Raw genomic sequence first — 1,260 nt, 5'->3', positions numbered from 1 at the left:
GGCCGCGCTGGGCACGTCGCCGCCGCGCCGCGCTCCTGACCCGAGAAACTGGGGCGATCATCGCCCCGGACGCCGCCCACCACCACACCTCTTGAGGAGCAGCCATGACCAGCACCGCCTCCGCCGACGCCTTCCGCGAGTTGCACCACCGCCCCGGCGACCCCCTCCTGCTGCCGAACGCCTGGGACCACGCCTCCGCCGCCGCGCTGGCCGCCGCCGGATTCCCCGCGATCGCCACCACCAGCCTGGGCGTCTCCGCCGCCGCCGGACTGCCGGACGGCACCGGCGCGACCCGTGCCGAGATGCTCCGGCTCGCCCGCGGCTTCGGCCACGGGAAGTTCCTGTTCACCGTCGACATCGAGAACGGCTACAGCGACGACCCGGCCGAGGTCGCCGACCTCGCCGCCGAACTCGCCGACACCGGCGCCGTCGGCATCAACCTGGAGGACGGCCGCGCCGACGGCGGCCTCACCCCGCCGCACGTGCACGCGGCGAAGATCGCCGCGATCAAGGCGGCCGCACCCCTGCTCTTCGTCAACGCCCGCACCGACACCCACTGGCAGCGCGAACCGGACACCGTCGAGACGGTCTCCCGCCTGGCCTCCTACCACGACGCGGGCGCGGACGGCGCCTTCGTCCCCGGCCTCAACGACCCGGCGACCATCGCGGAGGTGGTGGCCGCGACCCCGCTCCCGCTCAACCTCCTCGCCTCGACCGGCGGCCCGTCCCTCAAGACCCTCGCCGACCTCGGCGTGCGCCGCGTCAGCCTCGGCGGCCTGCTCTTCCGCATCGCCCTCGGCGCAGCAGTGGACGCCGCCGTCACCCTGCGCACGGACGGCGTCCTGCCATCGATGCCGAACGTCCCCAGCTACGCGGCGATCCAGGCACTCGCGGATTGAACCCTCCCCCAGCTAGAGCAGGGGGATTCCTGGCTCACGTCGGCTGATGGTCAGCGACCGTCAGCTCTTACACGATCAGCACCAGCCGGGTCGGAACCTGCCCGGTTTGGTACGGCAAGGCTTGGAGGTGCATGTGCTGTCTTGGTTCTCGATCAGCACGGTGTACGCGCTTGGTTCTCGCTACGCACAGCGGGCAGCCTACCCGATCGCGTGGGCGGCGGTCCGCCTTGACGGCGAATCGCCGGTCTTTGACCTGCTCCGCAGGAGTCCGATTCCTCCCCGGCCTGAAGGCCGGGGCATCCTCGGAGGTTTCAGGTGAACTCGCGGTAGGGGCGGGCCAACCGGGGCCGGGGCGGGCGAC

General features: G+C 72.4%; 1 protein-coding gene. It reads left to right on the top strand.

Annotated features, from left to right (window positions below):
- The first annotated feature begins 104 nt into the window (after positions 1 to 104).
- On the top strand, positions 105 to 899 hold the full coding sequence (locus AB0O00_RS40115; RefSeq protein ID WP_363659601.1) for an isocitrate lyase/phosphoenolpyruvate mutase family protein: 795 nt from the start codon (positions 105 to 107) through the stop codon (positions 897 to 899).
- Positions 900 to 1,260 lie beyond the last annotated feature (361 nt).

The sequence above is a fragment of the Kitasatospora sp. NPDC093558 genome (assembly GCF_040683475.1).
GTDB lineage: Bacteria > Actinomycetota > Actinomycetes > Streptomycetales > Streptomycetaceae > Kitasatospora.
This window is presented reverse-complemented; position numbering and strand designations above follow the sequence as displayed.

What these genes read in the sequence shown, in the direction of transcription:
- AB0O00_RS40115 (WP_363659601.1), top strand. Translation starts at nt 105, where the DNA reads ATGACCAGCACCGCCTCCGCCGACGCCTTCCGCGAGTTGCACCACCGC.